Origin of the sequence: Mycolicibacterium stellerae (assembly GCF_003719305.1) — a bacterium.
Classification (GTDB): Bacteria; Actinomycetota; Actinomycetes; order Mycobacteriales; family Mycobacteriaceae; genus Mycobacterium; species Mycobacterium stellerae.
The window spans coordinates 23,312-35,684 of sequence record NZ_RARC01000033.1 but is presented as its reverse complement, the minus strand read 5'-3'; the positions used below and the strand labels follow the sequence as shown (position 1 = coordinate 35,684).

The 12,373-nt window shown below is 66.8% G+C and carries 17 protein-coding genes; 4 read left to right on the top strand and 13 right to left on the bottom strand.

What is annotated here, in order from left to right; translation table 11 throughout:
* The first annotated feature begins 27 nt into the window (after window positions 1–27).
* A complete protein-coding gene (locus D6M19_RS28175) occupies window positions 28–297 on the top strand; it encodes a DUF3817 domain-containing protein (protein WP_123028625.1) in 270 nt (89 codons plus the stop codon).
* Here D6M19_RS28175 and D6M19_RS28170 read toward each other — a convergent pair.
* Entirely contained in the window at window positions 294–1,178 is an 885-nt protein-coding gene (locus D6M19_RS28170) for a haloalkane dehalogenase (RefSeq protein WP_123028582.1), read from the bottom strand. The genes D6M19_RS28175 and D6M19_RS28170 overlap by 4 nt on opposite strands.
* Window positions 1,179–1,233: 55 nt before the next feature.
* Here D6M19_RS28170 and D6M19_RS28165 point away from each other — a divergent pair, with 55 nt between their 5' ends.
* Together D6M19_RS28165 and D6M19_RS28160 are read left to right on the top strand one after the other, a co-directional pair.
* The gene (locus D6M19_RS28165; RefSeq protein WP_123028581.1) at window positions 1,234–1,839 is read left to right on the top strand and encodes a TetR/AcrR family transcriptional regulator; all 606 of its coding nucleotides are present in this window, start codon (window positions 1,234–1,236) and stop codon (window positions 1,837–1,839) included.
* A gap of 52 nt (window positions 1,840–1,891) precedes the next feature.
* Entirely contained in the window at window positions 1,892–3,082 is a 1,191-nt protein-coding gene (locus D6M19_RS28160) for an acyltransferase family protein (protein WP_234835087.1), read from the top strand.
* On the opposite strand, the gene rdgB is transcribed toward D6M19_RS28160, so the two are convergent.
* The 12 genes from rdgB to clpS form a co-directional block, all read right to left on the bottom strand.
* The gene (gene rdgB / locus D6M19_RS28155) at window positions 3,065–3,676 is read right to left on the bottom strand and encodes an RdgB/HAM1 family non-canonical purine NTP pyrophosphatase (RefSeq protein ID WP_123028580.1); all 612 of its coding nucleotides are present in this window, start codon (window positions 3,674–3,676) and stop codon (window positions 3,065–3,067) included. The two genes, D6M19_RS28160 and rdgB, sit on opposite strands and share 18 nt — an antisense overlap.
* Window positions 3,677–3,707: 31 nt before the next feature.
* Entirely contained in the window at window positions 3,708–4,013 is a 306-nt protein-coding gene (locus D6M19_RS28150) for an ANTAR domain-containing protein (RefSeq protein WP_123028579.1), read from the bottom strand.
* A gap of 148 nt (window positions 4,014–4,161) precedes the next feature.
* Entirely contained in the window at window positions 4,162–4,944 is a 783-nt protein-coding gene (rph, locus tag D6M19_RS28145; RefSeq protein ID WP_123028578.1) for a ribonuclease PH, read from the bottom strand.
* Between the two features lie 28 nt (window positions 4,945–4,972).
* Window positions 4,973–5,746, bottom strand: a complete 774-nt coding sequence (locus D6M19_RS28140) for a cyclic nucleotide-degrading phosphodiesterase (protein ID WP_123028577.1) — start codon at window positions 5,744–5,746, stop codon at window positions 4,973–4,975.
* Between the two features lie 61 nt (window positions 5,747–5,807).
* On the bottom strand, window positions 5,808–6,629 hold the full coding sequence (gene murI, locus D6M19_RS28135; protein WP_123028576.1) for a glutamate racemase: 822 nt from the start codon (window positions 6,627–6,629) through the stop codon (window positions 5,808–5,810).
* A complete protein-coding gene (locus D6M19_RS28130) occupies window positions 6,626–7,306 on the bottom strand; it encodes a rhomboid family intramembrane serine protease (protein WP_123028575.1) in 681 nt (226 codons plus the stop codon). Before D6M19_RS28130 ends, murI begins: the two co-directional genes overlap by 4 nt.
* A complete protein-coding gene (locus D6M19_RS28125; RefSeq protein ID WP_123028574.1) occupies window positions 7,303–8,274 on the bottom strand; it encodes a cysteine synthase in 972 nt (323 codons plus the stop codon). The genes D6M19_RS28130 and D6M19_RS28125 overlap by 4 nt, the downstream gene beginning before the upstream one ends.
* Window positions 8,275–8,276: 2 nt before the next feature.
* Window positions 8,277–8,558: a MoaD/ThiS family protein gene (locus D6M19_RS28120; protein WP_123028573.1), complete on the bottom strand. Its 282-nt coding sequence runs from the start codon at window positions 8,556–8,558 to the stop codon at window positions 8,277–8,279.
* Between the two features lie 21 nt (window positions 8,559–8,579).
* Window positions 8,580–9,017 (bottom strand): M67 family metallopeptidase, encoded by a 438-nt coding sequence (locus D6M19_RS28115; protein ID WP_268812339.1) that lies wholly within the window; start codon window positions 9,015–9,017, stop codon window positions 8,580–8,582.
* Window positions 9,014–10,042, bottom strand: coding sequence for a P1 family peptidase (locus D6M19_RS28110; protein ID WP_123028571.1), 1,029 nt, complete (start codon window positions 10,040–10,042; stop codon window positions 9,014–9,016). The genes D6M19_RS28115 and D6M19_RS28110 overlap by 4 nt, the downstream gene beginning before the upstream one ends.
* The gene (gene aosR / locus D6M19_RS28105; RefSeq protein ID WP_123028570.1) at window positions 10,039–10,620 is read right to left on the bottom strand and encodes an oxidative stress transcriptional regulator AosR; all 582 of its coding nucleotides are present in this window, start codon (window positions 10,618–10,620) and stop codon (window positions 10,039–10,041) included. The genes D6M19_RS28110 and aosR overlap by 4 nt, the downstream gene beginning before the upstream one ends.
* 22 nt (window positions 10,621–10,642) lie before the next feature.
* Window positions 10,643–10,945 carry an ATP-dependent Clp protease adapter ClpS gene (clpS, locus tag D6M19_RS28100; protein WP_123028569.1) on the bottom strand — a complete coding sequence of 101 codons (303 nt, stop codon included), beginning with the start codon at window positions 10,943–10,945 and terminating at the stop codon, window positions 10,643–10,645.
* Window positions 10,946–10,998: 53 nt separating this feature from the next.
* On the opposite strand from clpS, the gene D6M19_RS28095 reads away from it, so the two are divergent.
* Window positions 10,999–12,339, top strand: coding sequence for a nicotinate phosphoribosyltransferase (locus tag D6M19_RS28095; RefSeq protein ID WP_268812338.1), 1,341 nt, complete (start codon window positions 10,999–11,001; stop codon window positions 12,337–12,339).
* Window positions 12,340–12,373: the final 34 nt, after the last annotated feature.

Here is a 12,373-nt window from a genome sequence, read left to right as displayed (position 1 = left end):
CGCAAGGCGCTGGTCGGCTATCGCGTGATGGCATGGACAACGGGCCTGTGGCTGATCCTGCTGTGCTACGAGATGGTCGCCAAATACGTCTACAACGTTGAGGGGCTGAACTGGATCGCGGTCGTACACGGCTGGGTCTACTTCGTCTACCTGCTGTTCACCGCCAACCTCGCGGTAAAGGTGCGCTGGCCGATCGCCAAGACCATCGGCGTGCTGCTGGCAGGCACGATCCCGCTCGTCGGCATCATCGTCGAGCACTTCCAAACCAAGGACATCAAGGCGAAGTTCGACATCTAGCCCAGATGCTTGAGGACTTCCGCGGCCAACTGTTCGCCGCGGTCTTCCTGCAGGAAGTGCGACGCGCCTTCGATCCGGACCTGCTCTCCCGCGGTCGGGACCAAATCGCAGAACACCTGACCCGCTTTCGGGTACGGAAAGATCTGGTCCTGATCAGAGAACGCGACCAGAGCCGGCTTCTGCCACCGCGATAGTTCGTCGGCGATCCCACGCATCACGTCTGCACCCGGAGCGTCCTCCGACGTCGGGACGAGCAAGGGGAACTGTGCGGCGCCGGCCTTCGATTCGACATTCGGAAACGGCGCGTCGTAGGCGGCGATGATGTCCTCCGGAAGGTCTGTCGCGGTGGCGCTCTGGATCACGAAGCCGACTGGAAGATCGGGATTGCGCTCGGCGAAGTCTCGCCATGCCATGAACCCCTTCGAGACGCGCCCCGTGAACAGTCCTGTATTCGAAATGGACAGCGCCGCAACACGATCGGCATTCTCCGTCGCCCATCGCAGACCAATCGCGCCGCCCCAGTCTTGAACGACCACGATCGCTTCGCGCAGGTCAAGGCCGCCGAGGACGCGCGTCATCAACTCGCTGTGCCGATCGAACGTGTACCAACCGCCGTCGGTGGGTTTGTCGGACCGCCCGAAGCCCGCGTAGTCGGGAACGATCACCCGGTGCCCGGCGTCGACGAACGGCCCGATCATCTTGCGGTAGAGGTATGACCAGCTCGGTTCCCCGTGGAAACACACGATCGGCCGACCGGTCTTCGGCCCTTCATCGAGGTAATGCAGTCGCAGGCCGTCTACCGCGACGTAATTCGGGGCGAACTCGTAGCCCGGCAGATCCTCGAAGCGCTCGTCGGGCGTGCGGAAAACCTCAGCAGTCATACCGGCAAAGTAGCGGCCGTTGACCGACCGGTCAACTATCTCCTAGGATCGACCCATGCCGCGCACGTCTGACGCCCGCAAGCGGATTGTCACGACGGGCGCCAGGCTGTTCCTCGAACGCAGCTATCAGGCGGTCGGCGTGGACGAACTCTGCCAGGCCGCCGACGTCCGTAAGGGCAGCTTCTACCACTACTTCGCCTCGAAATCCGAGCTCGGTAAGGCCGTGATCGATCTGCATGCCGAGGTGTTCGCAACCCGTCTGGCGGGCTCGCCCGCGATGACGCCCGCACAGAAATTGCATGCGATCCCCGACGCCATCGGCGCCATACAGTCGACGCTCGAGGCGCAGTTCGGGCGCGCGGTCGGCTGCCCGTTCGGCAACTTCGCCGCCGAGCTGTCGACCACCGACGACGACCTTCGCACTCATATCGCCACAAAGCTGGGCACCATGGAACATCACCTGGCGGCGACGTGCCGGGAAGCGGCCGACGCAGGCATCCTGCGCAAAGGCACCGATCCGGACCGGCTCGCTCACGCACTTCTCGCGCAGTATCAGGGCATCATCCTGCTCGCCAAGCTCAACGTTTCAGGCGTCGGCGGCCTGGCGCCTGCATTGCACGACTTCATCGACGGATACCTCGTCGACGACCCGGCCGCCTGACCACAGCCTCTTCTTCAGCTGGGCTATCGACATCGCCGCTACACTCGACGCGGTGTTGGCCGGCCCTGACGTGCGCTTCGGGACGGCGCTCCCACGTAGCCCCGACGGCGCGACGCCGCCCCAGCGCGTCGTCGCAGACATCCCTCGCAGCCCCGCCCTGACCGGCATGCGGGCTGTCGCCGCCCTGCTCGTCGTCGGAACCCACGCGGCGTTCGCCACCGGCACGCTCACCCACGGCTATGTCGGCGCGGTCTACGCGCGCCTCGAAATCGGTGTCGCGCTGTTCTTCGTGCTATCCGGCTTCCTCTTGTTCCGCCCGTGGGTGGTGGCCGCGGCCACCGATGGCTCGACGCCAGGGCTGGTCCGCTACGCCAGACACCGGCTACGCAGGATCGCGCCCGGCTACCTGATGGTCGCAATGGCAACCTTCGAGCTGTACGTGGTGTTCACCCCAGGCCCGAACCCAGCGCAGACGTGGCACGGGCTACTTCGCTACCTCACGCTGACGCAGATCTACACAGACGACTATCTGACGACATACCTGCATCCGGGGCTGTCCCAGATGTGGAGCCTCGCCGTCGAGGTGTCGTTCTACGCCGCATTACCCGCGATCGCCTATGTCGTGCTTCAGCGACGACGCGGGCGGTGGCGGCCCGCCCGCGTGCTTACGGCGTTGGCGGTTCTCGGCGTCCTCACCCCTGCGTGGCTCGTGATCGCCGCCGTCACCGACGCTCTCCCGAATGCGGCGGGTATGTGGCTGCCCGCACACCTTGCATGTTTCGCAGGCGGAATGGCGCTGGCGGTGCTTGGCGCCGTCGGCGCGCAATGGCGCGCGTATGTGGCGCTGCCACTGGCGGGCGCCCTGTTTCTGATCGTCGCGACACCTCTCGGCGGGCCGATCGTCGGACCCGCCCCCTTCTGGGCGCCGGCAACCAAGGCCGTGCTGTATGCCGCCATCGCGACGCTGACTGTGGGAGCCCTCGTCCTCGGCGCGTCGGACCGGTACGCGCGGATATTGAGCAGCAGCCCGATGGTGTGGCTCGGCGCGATCTCCTACGAGATCTTTCTGCTGCACGTCGTCGTGATGGCGGTGACAATGAATCTGGTGTTGCGCTGGCCGCTGTTCACCGGCTCGCTGTTGGGGCTGTACATGACGACGCTCGCTGTGACCATCCCGTTCGCGTGGGCCCTGCATCGCGTGACCGGGCCACGGCAGACAAGAACGTCAAAGCAGCTCGCGTAACGCGGGCACCAGCAACGCCAACGCCCGCCCCCGATGCGATGCCGCGTCCTTTTCCTCCGGCGTCAGTTCGGCCGCCGTGCGCGACGACCCCTCCGGAATGAACACCGGGTCGTAGCCAAAGCCGCCGTCGCCCCGCGGTTCTCGCGCGATGACGCCCCGCCATAAGCCACGCACCACAACATCCTTTTGGACGTCCCCATCGCCGTACACGAGCGCGCACGACGAAACGAACGCACCTCCGCGCCGCCCGTCGGGCACATCACGGAGCTGCGCCAGCAGTAGCGCGGTGTTGGCCGCATCCTCCCCGTGCACTCCCGCCCAACGCGCCGACAACACACCCGGCATGCGATTGAGCGCGTCGACCTCGAGGCCGGAGTCGTCGGCCACGCTCGCCAGGCCGGTCGCCATGAACGCATCCCGGGCCTTGGCGAGCGCGTTCTCCTCGAACGTCGCCCCTGTCTCGGGCGCCTCATCGAACGCCGCTACATCGTCCAACGACAGCAACTCAAGACCTGAGATCCCCGCGGCATCGAGCACCCGCCGCAGCTCGGCCAGTTTCTTGAGGTTGCGGCTGGCTACCAGCAGCTCGGTCATTCGGCCAGGCTATCGGAGCAAAGACGGACTCCTACGGTTCGCTGAGACGCTCGTGAGCAGTGAGAAGCATCCGGTCGAACATGAGACGCGACGAGCGTTTGTCGCTCCAATGCAGCAACCGGAAGTCCTTCATCAATCGTCCTGCCAGCGCTTGCAGCTCGGTGTCTGTTGCTTGCGAGCGCCACTTGAGCAGATCCAACGCGGCATCTGCGTCGATATCGTAGACAACCATCAAGACGCCCTTGGCCTGCTCGACGACGGCACGGTGTTCTGCCATGTCGGCGACAAACGCAGTGATAGCGTCGGCCTCGTTCTGCGAAGTCCAGTCAGATGTCACAGTTGTTCGTTGCGAGCCGTCGGGGGTAGACGCCTCGCCCAGTAGTCGCGCCCGAATATCCGGCTACCGAATCGGAGTCTGTCGTCGGACCCGGTGGCCTACCCGCAATTGTGCACTCGAAGAGAGCCGCTGACCACAAACGGCCGGGTCAGCTTCCGAACGCCTTCTTGGCAGGGCCATCGGACTCGGGAAGTTGCCCCGGATACGGCTGTTCCAGCGCCTCCCGCTGAATGACGAACAACTGCTCGCATGCCGCCAGCGCGGCGTCGAGAAGCTTGTCCAGCGTCGAGCGCGGGAACGTCGCCCCCTCGCCCGTGCCCTGGATTTCCACCAGCGTGCCCGTGTCGGTGGCGACCACGTTCATGTCGACCTCGGCCCGCGAGTCCTCCGTGTACGGCAGGTCGGTGCGTATTCGTCCGTCCACCACGCCGACGCTCACCGCAGCGATGGCACACGACAGCGGACGCGGGTCCGCGAGCTTCCCGCCCGCCGCCAACCACGTCACCGCGTCGGCCAGCGCCACATAGGCACCCGTGATCGCCGCCGTGCGGGTTCCACCGTCGGCCTGCAGCACATCGCAGTCGAGGGCAATGGTGTTCTCCCCCAACGCCGCAAGGTCGATGCACGCCCGCAGCGACCGCCCGATCAGCCGGCTGATCTCCTGGGTGCGTCCGCCGATCTTGCCGCGGACCGACTCCCGGTCGGATCGCTCATGGGTGGCCGCAGGCAACATCGCGTACTCCGCGGTCAGCCAGCCAAGGCCCGAACCCTTGCGCCAGCGCGGCACTCCCTCGGTGACGCTTGCCGTGCACATGACCCGGGTCTCGCCGAACTCCACGAGTACCGATCCGGCCGGGTGAGAGGTGAAACCGCGGGTGATGACCACCGGACGCAGCTCGTCGTCGAGCCTTCCGTCTTCTCGTCTGGACACCCGCCAACCCTAGCGGGTGCCCCCGTCATCAATGCCGGGCGACGGGGAAGGACTCTCCGCACACCACCGCGTGCACGGGTCCGTCGAATTCCGCCTTCGCCTCGCTGATCACGTCCTCGCGCGACGTCCACGGCGGAATGTGCGTCAGCAACAGCTCGGCGACACCCGCGCGGGCGGCGGCCTGACCCGCCTCGGTGCCCGACAGATGCAGGTTCGGCGGACGCGAAGGATCGTGTGTCCATGACGCCTCGCAGAGGAACACGTCGGCACCCCGGGCCAAATCGACAAGCGAATCGCACGCTCCGGTGTCACCGCTGTAGACAAAGGTCGCGCCGGACGGATCGGTGATTCGCAGCCCGTAGGACTCGGTCGGGTGGCACACCAGCCGCGGCTCGACGGCCAGGGAACCGATCTGAACGGATTCCCTGTCGACCCAGTGGCGGATGTCAAAGATGTCGCTGAAGTCGTCGATCTCGGCGCCCTCCGGCGACGACGCCGCGCCGAGACGCGCCCAAGTTTTCTGCGGGCCGTACATCAGGCCGCGCACCGGAGCGGGCGACGGGTGGTAGCGGCGCCACACGAACAATCCCGGTAGGTCGAGGCAATGGTCGGCATGTAGATGCGACAGCAAGACATGAACCGCATTGGGATCGGCGTGGCGCTGCAACGCGCCGAGCACTCCACCGCCGAAATCGATGACCAAGGGCGGGGTGTCGGGGGCGGTCAACAGATACCCGGAGGCTGGCGAATCGGGCCCGACGACACTGCCGGAGCAACCGAGTACGGTGATTCGCACGCCCACTAGCTTGCCATGCCCGCTATCCCGATGACGAAAACATCACCGCATTGATAGACGAACGTCATCATTGGCTGCCGATGTGACGCTGAACAGGTCGAACACCGTCGAGAGTCGGACCGAGGAATCGGGCGGCGAGTGTGGTGAACGCCTCAGGATCTCCGGTCGCCTCGAACTGTCTTTTTGCCCGCGGTGCGTCATGCGGGCGAAGCAAGTCGAGCTCGCTGAGCACGCGCAGCAAGTCCTTGGCCGTCTCCTCGGCGCTCGACACCAAAGTGACCTGATCGCCCATCGCCAGCTGGATGAGACCGGACAGCATCGGGTAGTGGGTGCAGCCCAGCACCAACGTGTCGACATCGGCGCGCTGCAGCGGTTCCAGGTAGCCCTCGGCCAGGCCGAGTACCTGTCTGCCGCTGGTGACGCCGCGCTCGACGAAGTCGACGAACCGCGGGCATGCCACCCCGGTGATTTCGACGTCGCGCGCTGCGGCGAATGCGTCTTGGTAGGCCCCCGATGCGATCGTCGCCTCGGTGCCGATGACACCGATGCGGCCGCTTCGCGTCGTCGCCACCGCGCGGCGCACCGCGGGCAGGATCACCTCGACGACGGGCACCGGTGCATACCGCTCGCGGGCGTCGCGCAGGCAGGCCGATGACGCGGTGTTGCATGCGATGACCAACGCCTTGACGCCGCGCTCCACCAAGTCGTCGCCGATGGCCAACGCATGTGCGCGGATCTCGGGGATGGTCAGCGGACCGTACGGGCCGTTGCCGGTATCCCCGACGTAGACGATGTCCTCGTCGGGCAGTTGGTCGATGATGGCGCGCGCGACGGTGAGCCCGCCGACACCGGAATCGAAGATCCCGACCGGCGCCAACGGGGAGGTCACGTCCCGAAGGTCTGCGGCAGCGACGCGCCGCGCTTCTTGGCCTCGCGCGCCTTCCGCTCCGGGCCGGACAGCAGATACGCCGCGATCACACCCGCGATCGCCCCGCACAGGTGGCCCTGCCACGAAACCCCGGGGGTGCCGGGCAGCACCCCGAGAAGGACACCGCCGTAGACGAACAGCACGACCACGCCGACCACGATCTCCCACACCGTGCGGGTGAAGAAGCCGAACACGATCAGGAACGCCAGCCAGCCGAAGATCAGCCCCGACGCACCGATGTGGTTGGTCTCGCAGGTCACGCCGACGTAGGGGCAATGCGTGCCGATGTTGCCGACCAGCCAGGTGCCGAAGCCGCCGAGAATCCAGATGATCGCGGTGGCGAAGATGAACCGCGACATACCGGCGAGCGTCATCAGGAAGCCGAGGATCAACGCGGGGATCGTGTTGGCGATCAGATGGTCCCAGTTCGAATGCAGCAGCGGCGCGAAGACGATGCCCAACAGGCCGTCGGTCTCCAGCGGCCGGATGCCGTTTTGGTCCAGCCGGTGATCCGACAGCGAATCGATCAGCTCGATGACGTACAGGAGCACGATGAAGCTCAGGATGGTGACGCCGCCAACAACCCACGCAGGCCGCTTTTTCGGCGCTGTCGGCGTCGCATACCCCGGTCCGCTCATGCCCACAGTTGCCCTTCCAAAGCGTCTTCCGCTTCATCAAGGCTACCGGCGTATGCGCCGGTCGACAGATACTTCCACCCGGCATCACACACGACGAACGCAATGTCGGCGCGCTCGGACGCCTTGACCGCCTTGGTCGCCATGCCTAGGGCCGCATGCAGTATCGCGCCGGTCGAGATGCCCGCGAAGATGCCCTCGACCTGCACCAGTTCCCTGGTGCGCTTGATCGCCTCGAACGACCCGACCGAGAACCGCGTGGTGAGCACATCCGGGTCGTACAGCTCGGGGATGAAGCCCTCGTCGATGTTGCGCAGCGCGTAGACACCCTCGCCGTAGCGTGGCTCGGCCGCCACGATCGCGACATCTGGCACCTGCTCCCGCAGATACCGCCCGGTGCCCATCAGCGTGCCGGTGGTGCCGAGGCCCGCGACGAAGTGGGTGATCTCGGGCAGGTCGGCCAGCAGCTCCGGCCCGGTGCCGAGGTAGTGCGCGTCGGCGTTGGCGGGATTCCCGTACTGGTAGAGCATCACCCAGTCGGGGTGTTGGGCGGCCAGCTCCTTGGCGTGCGCCACCGCCGTGTTGGACCCGCCCTCGGCGGGCGAGAAGATGATCCGCGCGCCGTACAGCTCGAGCAGCTGCCTGCGCTCGATCGACGTGTTCTCCGGCATCACGCAGATCATCTTGTAACCCTTGAGCAGGGCCGCCATCGCCAGCGAGATGCCGGTGTTGCCACTGGTCGGCTCCAGGATGGTGGCACCGGGCTCAAGCAGTCCGCGCTTTTCGGCGTCCTCGATCATCCGCAGCGCGGGGCGGTCCTTGATCGAGCCCGTCGGGTTGCGGTCCTCGAGCTTGGCCCACAGCCGCACGTGCGGCTCCCCGTCGGCGTCGTCCCATCGCGGCGACAATCGGCGCAGGCCCACAAGCGGCGTGTTTCCCAACGCCTCCAACAGCGAGTCGTACCGCGTCAAAGTCAGCCGCCTGCCACTGCGGGCAGGATGGTGACCGAGTCGCCGTCGGCGATCTCGGTATCGAGCCCGCCGGAGAAGCGCACGTCCTCGTCGTTAACATAGATGTTGACGAAGCGGTGTAGCTTGCCGGGATTAGCCGAGTCGACGAGTCGTTCCGAAATCCCGGAGTAGTTGGCCTCCAGATCGCTGATGACGGCCTGCAGTGTGGTGCCCGTGGCGCTGACGCGCTTCTCGCCGCCGGTGTGGCTGCGCAGAATCGTGGGCACGGAAACGGTAACGGTCATGGGTGGGCCTCTCTTTGACGTCTAGTACATCTCGACGATCTTGACGGGTTCCTCGGTGACGACCCCGTCGACGATGCGGTAGCTGCGCAGCTCGTGCTCGTCGGGGTCGCGGGTGGACACCAGCACGTAGTGCGAGTCGGGTTCGGATGCGTACGAGATGTCGGTGCGGCTGGGATAGGCCTCGGTCGCGGTGTGCGAGTGGTAGATGACGACAGGCACTTCGTCGGCCTGTTCCATCGCCCGCCAGACCTTCAGCTGTTCCATCGAGTCGAACCGGTAGAACGTCGGCGATCGTTCCGCGTTGACCATCGCGACGTGCCGTTCGGGGCGGTCGGAGCCCTCGGGGCCGGCGAGCACACCGCACGCTTCGTCGGGATGGTCGGCGCGGGCGTGCGCGACCATGGCGTCGACGAGATCGGCGCGAATCACCAGCACGACCGTGTCCCCTTCCTCACTCAAGCCGGTCCTGCGAACGCTCCGGGCAACATGTCCCGGTAGGTCGGTATTCCGGCGACCGACTCTGCCGCAAGCACGCCGACGAGCACTGCCCGAGCCAGCACGTCCGCCGCGGCCGCTCCGACGGCGGTGATCAGCGGCACTTCGGGCGACATCGACGCGGGTATCGCGGGGTCCGGCGGCACCTCGACAGCACCTGTGGCCAGCGCAAAAACCGTATCGCCGTCCACCGGGGTGTGGCACGGCCGGATCGTCCTGGCCAGGCCGTCGTGGGCGGCGATCGCGACCCGGCGACACCCGGCCGGGCTGAGCGCCGCGTCGGTGGCGACGACGGCGATCGTGGTGTTCAGCGGGCTGAACTCGATGTACCTGGCGGCGAAGGCGGCGATCTGGTCGGCGGGCGGACGGGTGAGGCCGAACTCCTCGATCTGGTCGGCCTGCCACGGCAACCCGGTGGCCGTGTCGAGGACTTCGCCTGCGGCGTTGACGACGACGATCGCGCCGACGGTAACACCCGATTCGAGCGTCACCGACGCGGTTCCGACCCCGCCCTTGAGCACTCCGACACGGGCGCCTGCCCCGGCGCCGACACTTCCGACAGCCACCTCCGTTCCGGCCGCCTCGGCGGCGGAGTAGCCGAACTCGGCGGTCGGTCGGCATTTCCAGCCACCGACGGGCAGGTCGTATATCACCGCGGCGGGAACGATCGGCACCACGCCGCCTTCCATCGCCACCCCGCGGCCGTGCTCCTCGAGCCAACCCATCACCCCGTCGGCGGCCGCGAGGCCGTACGCGCTGCCACCGCACAGCACGACGGCGTCGACGTGGCGCACCGAGTTGCTCGGGTCGAGCAGGTCGGTTTCACGCGTGCCCGGCGCGCCGCCGCGGCCATCGACAGCACCGACGGTGCCCGGCGGAGTCAGGACGACGGTCGTACCGCTCGCCCAACCTGAACCGAGCGTCACATCGGCATCGATTCGATGGTGTTGGCCTACTCGGATCCCCCCGACGTCGGTGATCGCGCTCATTTCTTGTCCATCAGGCCGAGGACCAGATACTCCTGCAGCACCGTCAGCCACTGGTACACGTCGAAATGGCCTGCCATCGGATGGTCGGGAGGCATCCCGTCGGGACCCTGCGGACCAATGTCGAGCATCGTGCCCAGAGCAAGCCGGACGTCGTTGACTGCGGCAGCCCACGCGTGTGCATCGTCCTCGGTCAACTCGAATCGGCCTCCGCCGTTCGGCACGGTGTCCAGCACCCGTTGCGCGGCATGGCGTTTGGCGGCGATGATCTCGGGCTCGTGCAGTATGCGCAGCGCGCTGTTCAGGCTCTCTGCGGTACCCGACCCGGCGGGGTGGTCGTGTTGCGGCCGGAAGAAATCGGGCAGCAGCCGCTTCATGGTTTCATCCTCCGGGGGACGTGAATTGCCGGTCTTGAGACCGGTTATCTGCTCGAGTTCGTCTGCGGGCGAGGATGATTCCCGTTCCTCGAGCATGGCGACCATGGACGTCACCAGGCTCTCGAGAAGCGCCGCCTCGTGCGACGCCAGGGCCGAACGAAAGCGCGTGCCGCTTGCGGTGTCGACCCGCTTCCACTTGCGCACTATTGCGTCCCGCCTCCGGTGATCAGCGGTCGTGTTGCATGGTCGCCCACAGGCCGGCGGCATGCAGCTTGGACACGTCGACCTCCATCGACTCGCGGCTGCCCGCCGACACCACCGCCTTACCTTCGTTGTGCACCTGCAGCATGAGCTTGGTGGCGTGCGGCTCGCTGTAGCCGAACAACTTCTGGAAGACGTAGGTCACGTAGGTCATGAGGTTGACGGGGTCGTCCCAGACGAGGGTCACCCACGGGGACTCGGTGTCCTCGGCGGTGTCAACGTGCTTCTCCTCGCGAGTTCCCGGGCGAGTCTTCGCTGGGGTAACCATCTGCCCAGAATAGCGGGGGCCTCGCAGGGCTCGTGAACGGTTACGGTTGCGGGGTGACCGTGGCGTTGCTGACCGACAAGTACGAGCTGACCATGCTTGCGGCGGCACTGCGCGACGGAACCGCGCATCGGCGCACCACGTTCGAGGTGTTCGCCCGTCGTCTGCCAGAAGGCCGGCGGTACGGCATCGTCGCCGGGACCGCGCGCTTCGTGGAAACGTTGGCGGACTTCACGTTCGACGACACCGCGCTGCAATCGCTTTCGGACTTCCTCGACAACGACACCTTGGAGTATCTCGCGGACTACCGGTTCAGAGGAGACGTCGACGGTTACGCCGAGGGCGAGTTGTACTTCCCTGGCTCTCCCGTGCTGGCGGTGCACGGCACGTTCGGCGAGTGCGTCGTGCTCGAAACGCTGGCGCTGTCGATCTTCAACCACGACACGGCCATCGCGTCGGCCGCGGCCCGGATGGCCAGCGCGGCCGACGGTCGGACCCTCATCGAGATGGGTTCTCGTCGCACACACGAGCAGGCCGCCGTGGCCGCCGCGCGGGCCGCCTACCTGGCTGGGTTCGCCGGATCGTCCAACCTCGAGGCCCAGCGCCGCCACGGCGTGCCCGCGCTGGGAACCAGCGCCCATGCGTTCACCCTGGTGCATGCGTCAGGGCCCGCGGTCCCCGGTGGCGACCTTCTCGGGCCGAGAACATCAGAGTGGGAGAAGGCGGCGTTTCGCGCCCAGGTCGACGCGCTAGGCGTCGGAACCACCCTGCTCGTCGACACCTACGACATCACCGAGGGCGTCGCAAACGCCGTCGAGGTGGCGGGGCCCGACCTCGGCGCGGTCCGCATCGACTCCGGTGACCTCGGGGTGCTGGCCCGCCAGGTCCGCGCTCAACTCGACGGGCTCGGCGCGACGAAGACTCGGATCGTGGTGTCTGGCGACCTCGACGAGTTCGCGATCGCCGGACTGCGCTCCGAACCGGTTGACATCTACGGGGTCGGTACCTCGGTCGTCACCGGCTCGGGTGCGCCCACGGCGAGCATGGTCTACAAGCTCGTCGAGGTAGACGGCATCCCGGTGGAGAAGCGCAGCCTGCACAAGGAATCGCACGGCGGCCGCAAGAGCGCGATGCGGCTGGCCAAGCCGTCGGGAACCGTCGTCGAGGAGATCGTCTACCCGGCAGGCGAACCCGCACCGCAGTCCGACCTGGTCGCACGGGATCTGACGGTTCCGCTCGTCGAGAAGGGTGAACCCGTCGCGGATCTCAGCCTGGCCGCCGCCCGCGACCGTGTGGTGGCAGGGCTGGAGAGCCTGCCGTGGGACGGCCTGAAGCTGTCCCGCGGCGAACCCGCGATTCCGACCCGGATGCTTTCAGCCGCCGGCCGAGGCGCGTAGGAGGAGCCACGCCCGACGCAGCGCCGGTCACAGA

Coding starts and splice junctions, on each gene's coding strand:
- D6M19_RS28110 (WP_123028571.1), bottom strand. CDS start 10,042: ATGAGCGCGATCACCGACGTCGGGGGGATCCGAGTAGGCCAACACCAT.
- clpS (WP_123028569.1), bottom strand. CDS start 10,945: ATGGTTACCCCAGCGAAGACTCGCCCGGGAACTCGCGAGGAGAAGCAC.
- D6M19_RS28170 (WP_123028582.1), bottom strand. CDS start 1,178: ATGACTGCTGAGGTTTTCCGCACGCCCGACGAGCGCTTCGAGGATCTG.
- D6M19_RS28165 (WP_123028581.1), top strand. CDS start 1,234: ATGCCGCGCACGTCTGACGCCCGCAAGCGGATTGTCACGACGGGCGCC.
- rdgB (WP_123028580.1), bottom strand. CDS start 3,676: ATGACCGAGCTGCTGGTAGCCAGCCGCAACCTCAAGAAACTGGCCGAG.
- D6M19_RS28120 (WP_123028573.1), bottom strand. CDS start 8,558: ATGACCGTTACCGTTTCCGTGCCCACGATTCTGCGCAGCCACACCGGC.
- D6M19_RS28175 (WP_123028625.1), top strand. CDS start 28: ATGGCATGGACAACGGGCCTGTGGCTGATCCTGCTGTGCTACGAGATG.
- D6M19_RS28130 (WP_123028575.1), bottom strand. CDS start 7,306: ATGAGCGGACCGGGGTATGCGACGCCGACAGCGCCGAAAAAGCGGCCT.